Source organism: Arthrobacter sp. 10T413_2 (genome assembly GCF_056394205.1).
This window is the reverse complement of the sequence record NZ_JBFTHK010000251.1, coordinates 1-4,968: the sequence shown is the minus strand read 5'-3', so window position 1 is coordinate 4,968 and position 4,968 is coordinate 1. Positions and strand designations below refer to the sequence as shown.

Genomic DNA, 4,968 nt, shown 5'->3' with positions numbered 1-4,968 from the left:
CCGCTGGTGGGCTCATCCAGCAGGAAAAGTTCGGCGTCGGTGGCCAGCGCGGCGATCAGKGCCACTTTCTGCCGGTTGCCTTTGGAATAGGCCCGGGACTTCTTCGTCGGGTCGAGGTCGAATATCTCCAGGAGCCGGTCCYGCCGGGCCGCGTCCTGACCACCCTGGAGCCGCCCGAGCAGATCGATCACTTCACCGCCGGTCAGGTTGGGCCACAACGCCACATCCCCGGGGACGTAGGCCAGCCGCCGGTGCAGGCTCGCGACGTCGCTCCACGGGTCAAAGCCMATGACCCGAATGGAGCCCGCGTTGGCGCGGAGCATGCCCAGCAGCAGACGGATGGTTGTMGACTTCCCTGAGCCGTTGGGGCCAAGGAAACCGTGGACCTCGCCCGCTTCGACTGAAAAGTCCAGCCCGTTCAGGGCAACCACCGGCCCAAACCGCTTTACAACCCCGGCCATCTCCAAGACGCTCGTCATAGCGGACACGATACGCCGGGGTCGGACCCTATCGCCCCGGCCGAAGGACCCATCACGAGCGGCCGGGCTGTCGCGTTGAACCCCGGCGACGTAGCCTAGCGAGCATGGAAGACCCCTACGATCTTGAACGGTTCGTAACTGCCCAGGACTCCGGTGGAACGTACGGGCATGCCCTGGCGGAGCTGAGGTCCGGCACGAAGCGGAGCCACTGGATGTGGTTTGTGTTCCCCCAGCTCGCCGGGCTGGGCCACAGCGAGACCGCCCGCAGGTACGCCATCTCATCGCTGGACGAGGCGCGGGCTTATTACCGGCACCCGGTCCTGGGCCCGCGGCTCGTAGACGTCGCCGCCGCTGTGGCTGCCGTGCAGGGACGGTCCGCGGTGCAGATCTTTGGAGGCATCGATGCCCGGAAGCTGCACTCGTCCATGACGTTGTTCCTGCGGGCCGCCCCCGGCGAGTCCGTGTTCCGCGACGTCCTGGACCGCTACTACGACGGCGCCCCGGACCCCGCCACAGACCAGCTCCTGGACGGGTAGGGAGCCGGCGGGCACAGCGGGGCTACCGACACCTCCGGCCCGGGCACGGCTAGGTGTCGGCCGCTGCGAGGGCCGTGATCATCCGTTCCATGCGGGCGATGCCGGCAAAGCGTCCTGCGTTGTCCGTGACGAGCAGGGGGTCAAAGCGGCTGTCCCGGGTCCGCGTCATGGACCGCGCCAGTGCCTCGCTGAGCGGCGTGTCCAGGTTGACCCGCATGCCCGGGCTCACCATCCCCAGCGCCGCCGCCGAGGGGTCGAGCACCGCGACGGGCCGCTGGTACTCCCCCGTCAGCACAACCGACTCCAGGGCAGGGTTACCGTCAAAGGCGGCGGCCGCCGTCGCCGCGCTCGTGGCCGTCGTCGCGGGTTCCACGATGTCGCGGATAATACTTTGGTGCGTCACGGGCGGTTTTGACGCCAGCCGGTGGGCGATGTCAAGGTCGAGCGCTTCCCACGCCGGCCCCGGTCGGGCCAGGCAATACCCCTGCACCAGGGGAACGCCGAGGGCGGCAAGGGCGTCCAGTTCTTCCACCCGTTCAACGCCCTCGGCCAGGATCCAGGCATCKACGCGGCTGGCAAAAGTTCCGAGCATGGAGATCAGCGCGCGCTTGGCTTCGTCGCGGTCGACGTCCTGGATGAGCTCGCGGTCGATCTTGATCAGCGAGGGCCGCAGGGCAAGGAGGTGACGGAGCCCCGCATAGCCGGCTCCGGCGTCGTCGACGGCGATCAGGGCGCCTGCGGCGCGCAGCTGGTTGAGGTCAGGTTCCAGCTCCAGATAGGAGTCGATCGGAGTTTGCTCCGTGAGCTCAACCACGAGGCCGCCAAGGTTTCCCTGATCGCGCCAGATCTCGCGGATACTCTCCGTCAGGAGCAGTTCAGGTGAGACGTTGAGCGTCAGGAAGCAGTTTGGCGGCAACGTGGGACGCGCCGCGAGCGCTGCCCGCAAGGCTGCGGCCTCGAGCTCGGCAGCGTGCCCGTGGGCGCGTGCGGCGGCAAACCATGCTTCTGGGTTCTTTTCCTCGAAACCCGGAAATCGCGCCAGTGCTTCGTAGCCCACCACCGTGCCGCGGGCGGTGTCAACAATGGGCTGGTAGGCCGCGGAAAGGCCTTCGCCGCGGCAGGCGGCCGCCAGATGCTCTTTCCAGCCCGGGGGGGCCCCGGCGCCGGGAGGGAGGCCGCCTGCCTCGTGAATCAACTAACGGGGACGATGGCTCTGTGGACGGACTGCACGACGTCGGCCGGCAGCTCCTCCAGGCCGTGGGCGGTCGCAGCGTGGGCTGCCACCTTGACCAGAATTTCATCATCCGTGCTGCACACCCAGCGGGCTTCACAGCCGGGAACCACATCACCACAGGCAAACGACTTCACGTCAGCTCCTTCTTCTTCGACAGCGAACCCGACAACCCTACGACGCCCCCGCCCGGAAAACTGAGATTTGGCTTGCAGAAAAGCCGGGTGTTTCCGGCAATCAATCATTGGCCGCCAGGGCTTCGGCGGCCACGGCGGCCGCTTCGATCCGGGCCCGGTGAACAGCCCACCCTTCGGGGGTGCGCGCCGAGAGGTTCGGGTCATTCGGACGTTGGCCGGCGCTCCCGTCGATGAGCTCACGCAGGATGTCCGCGTGGCCAAGGTGGTGGGCGGTCTCGACGCACATGTGGACGAGGATCTGGTGCAGGGTCACGTGCTTGCGCTCGTCCGGCCACCAGGGCACAACGCCGGGCGCGTTTAGGGCAAGGTCATCGATCGTGGCGTCGCTGTGCGCGGCGGCGAACCGATGCAGCTCCACGATCTGCTCCCGTGTCTCGCCGGGGGTCGCCCACATGTCGGCATCCGGCTCTGCATCGTCAGCCAACCACGGCAGCTCCAGGCCGCCGGGCCGGCCGAAGACCTCGCCAAAGTAACCGAATTCGACGCTGGCCACGTGCTTGACCAGGCCCAGCAGGTTGGTGCCGGTCGGAGTGAGCGGCCGGCGCACGTCGTACTCGCTCAGGCCCTCAAGCTTGCCGAGGAGGTCGGCGCGGCGGGTGCTCAGGTAACGGTGCAAAATCGCCTTATMGTCCATGACGCGCACTATACCTAACCCGATCAAAGGGGCCGCCGGAAATCAGGTTTCATCAAACGTATGGAATAATCGGCGGCAGTGGGCCTCGGGGGGAGGCCCCGAATGACAGGACACCAACGTGAGTCACGGTCCCGGCGCCAGTCGCCTCGTGCCCGCCGCTGCGATTATTGCCGCATTCTTGGCCGGTTCGCTGACCGCGTGCGGTTCCGGTGCGGACGCTTCCGGCGGACCCGCGGCGGGCCGGCCGGCGGCCGCGGTGCCTACATCATCCCCGGCAGCCTCCCCGTCTCCGGCGGTCCTGCCGGGGACAACGGAGATGAACGGCTACTTCCTGCCCATGCGCTATACGGCCRCCGACGGCGACACCTGGGAGGGTATCGCCGCCCACTTCCGGATGACTCCCGAKATCCTCAGGAGCTTCAACCAACCGGTGCCGCTTGCCGCGGGGCAGGTGGTCGATCTCCGCGGCGTGGACGTCCMGCAGMTGGGGGCCGGCGGCCACGTCACCGGGCAGGACGGCCAGGGACGGCTCCTGTACAGGACGGTCCCCGGGGACACCCCCTCGGGCATCGCGAGCCGCTACGGCGTCCCGCTCCATGCACTGCGGATGGCCAATCTGGACTTACTCACCGGCGGCGAATGGATTCCGCCCGCCGGCACAACAGTGACGATCCCGAATGCGCCGACCGACTGAGCCCCGGGATTTCGCAGGTCCACGGGTTTCGGAGGTCCGCGGGTTTCGGAGGTCCGCGGATCCRCGGGCCAAGAAAGCGTGGTCKCTAGCGTTTCAGCGTGGCCTCCGGACTGGATACCCTGCCGGCCGCATAGGTGCTGGCGGCCTGCATGGTGTCGCCGGCCATGAAATGTCGACGAACACCGTCAGTGATCGGCGCGACGTAGAGCTTCTTCAGGGTTGCACTGCGGTCCTCGTAGTACGCGTAGGCTGTCCCCCAGGCGAAGGAGCGGAAGMCCTCAAGCCCCGAGTCGCACAGAGCAACATAGTTCCCGGCCGCGTTCCAGGCGTAGCACAACTGGTACGGGAGCTTGCCAAGTTGGCCGGCAGGCGCCTTGCCGATGTTCTGGTCTGCGGTCCAGGTCTGGTTGGCCCCTACCCAGGACACTCGTTCGAGCCTGGTCGGCCACATCACCATGTACGGGTTGTAGTACCAGCCGTCTGTGGCCCATGTGATMTTTCGGTCCACGTGCAATCCTCCCGCTGCACTCATGCTGTAGACGACGCGCGCGGTTCCGACCCTACTCGGGCTGCCAGGGTGGTATAGATCCGACAGCCGCTCGATCGTGAACCCGTTCGAGGTGTAAATCGAGCCAACGGGCGGGGTGAGAGTCTTGGCATCGGCGTAGACCGTCCATGACGTCGGGCGGTCGTAACCGTGTTGGTTGCCGATGTACGAGTCGGTCCCGCCAATGTCAACACCCAAGGCGTATTCCCAAGCGGAGGGGTCACGAGTTCCCGAKCCGCCCAGCTGTTMATCAAGGACCCACGTCGTCTGACTGTTCGGGGTCGGGTGGTCGCGGCCGATGGCAGCTACCGTCATGTAAGGCCTCGGCGCCCCTTCAGGGCAGGAGCGCAATGTGTCCGACTGGTCGAGCATCACACCGTAAAAGTCCATGGCGTTACTGACGGCAGTAGCGTTCGCATTGCCGATACGGAGAAGCATGCTGACTGTCCCGACCGGGGGTGTTGCCGTTACCGATGTGCGGACAAAGGTGGATCCGGTGATGGTGGGCGAGTAGGAGCTGTTGCCGACTACCGCCCCGCCGGAATCGTAAAAAACCATCTGCAGGGATACCCCGGCAATTCCAGCCGCCCGAAGGTAGGCAGACATGGTGTACGGCACACCGGGAATGACTGTCATACGAGGCGTAATAT

General features: G+C 66.5%; 7 protein-coding genes. 2 read left to right on the top strand and 5 right to left on the bottom strand.

The window, feature by feature from the left end; translation table 11 throughout:
• A partial coding sequence (locus AC1DBQ_RS21775; RefSeq protein WP_476930498.1) for an ABC transporter ATP-binding protein occupies window positions 1–479 on the bottom strand: 479 nt, incomplete at its 3' end.
• 104 nt (window positions 480–583) lie between these two features.
• Here AC1DBQ_RS21775 and AC1DBQ_RS21770 point away from each other — a divergent pair.
• Window positions 584–1,015 (top strand): DUF1810 domain-containing protein, encoded by a 432-nt coding sequence (locus AC1DBQ_RS21770; protein WP_476930497.1) that lies wholly within the window; start codon window positions 584–586, stop codon window positions 1,013–1,015.
• Window positions 1,016–1,064: 49 nt separating this feature from the next.
• On the opposite strand, the gene AC1DBQ_RS21765 is transcribed toward AC1DBQ_RS21770, so the two are convergent.
• The 3 genes from AC1DBQ_RS21765 to AC1DBQ_RS21755 all read right to left on the bottom strand — a co-directional run bounded on the left by AC1DBQ_RS21765 (window position 1,065) and on the right by AC1DBQ_RS21755 (window position 3,077).
• Window positions 1,065–2,210, bottom strand: a complete 1,146-nt coding sequence (locus AC1DBQ_RS21765; RefSeq protein WP_476930496.1) for an EAL domain-containing protein — start codon at window positions 2,208–2,210, stop codon at window positions 1,065–1,067.
• Complete coding sequence (locus AC1DBQ_RS21760) at window positions 2,207–2,383, bottom strand: DUF1059 domain-containing protein (protein WP_476930495.1); 177 nt, start codon at window positions 2,381–2,383, stop codon at window positions 2,207–2,209. The genes AC1DBQ_RS21765 and AC1DBQ_RS21760 overlap by 4 nt, the downstream gene beginning before the upstream one ends.
• Window positions 2,384–2,483: 100 nt before the next feature.
• Complete coding sequence (locus AC1DBQ_RS21755; RefSeq protein WP_476930494.1) at window positions 2,484–3,077, bottom strand: DinB family protein; 594 nt, start codon at window positions 3,075–3,077, stop codon at window positions 2,484–2,486.
• A 118-nt stretch (window positions 3,078–3,195) separates the two neighbouring features.
• On the opposite strand from AC1DBQ_RS21755, the gene AC1DBQ_RS21750 reads away from it, so the two are divergent.
• Window positions 3,196–3,771, top strand: coding sequence for a LysM peptidoglycan-binding domain-containing protein (locus AC1DBQ_RS21750; protein WP_476930493.1), 576 nt, complete (start codon window positions 3,196–3,198; stop codon window positions 3,769–3,771).
• 85 nt (window positions 3,772–3,856) lie between these two features.
• On the opposite strand, the gene AC1DBQ_RS21745 is transcribed toward AC1DBQ_RS21750, so the two are convergent.
• Window positions 3,857–4,968: hypothetical protein (locus tag AC1DBQ_RS21745; RefSeq protein WP_476930492.1), on the bottom strand; the 1,112-nt coding region annotated here is incomplete at its 5' end.

What these genes read in the sequence shown, in the direction of transcription:
- AC1DBQ_RS21770 (WP_476930497.1), top strand. Translation starts at nt 584, where the DNA reads ATGGAAGACCCCTACGATCTTGAACGGTTCGTAACTGCCCAGGACTCC.